At 51.9% G+C, this 462-nt stretch carries 1 protein-coding gene; it reads left to right on the top strand.

Features of this window, described 5'->3' with window-relative positions:
* The coding region (locus A4R26_RS34860) for a hypothetical protein (protein WP_165760218.1) at positions 1–462 on the top strand (462 nt) is incomplete at both ends.

Genomic DNA, 462 nt, shown 5'->3' with positions numbered 1-462 from the left:
CCAGCACCGCCACAACCAATGCAAGCGGTCAGCTGGTATATGGGTTAGACAGCGGCCGGTATACATTCACATTCTCGAAAAGCGGGTATAGCAGCCTCAGCACTTTCTTTATAGGCGGGGCCAACGATAGTGTTTATGCCGATATCAACCTGAATGTTGCCGGTACCGCACGCACAGCTACCAACATTGCGCCCCTGCTTTCAACAAACAATAACCAAATGGTGCTCACCGGTTATGTTCGTGATGCAGATCAGAACAGCGCGCTTGGCGGCGTACAGGTAACAGCCGGCAGTTATACAGCCACAACCGATGCGCGGGGTTTCTTCTCGCTCACTGTTCCGGCCGGTGCTGTTGCGCCCGGGGCAACACCTGCTACTATTTCAATACAAAGTTCAAAAGCCGGGTACATCACCAACAGCATACAGAACCTGTATACCATTCCCGATACCTATGAAATGCAGA

The sequence above is a fragment of the Niastella populi genome (genome assembly GCF_002078015.1).
Classification (GTDB): Bacteria; Bacteroidota; Bacteroidia; order Chitinophagales; family Chitinophagaceae; genus Niastella; species Niastella populi.
Note: the sequence above shows the minus strand (reverse complement) of the source record. Positions and strands in the feature narration are given on the sequence as shown.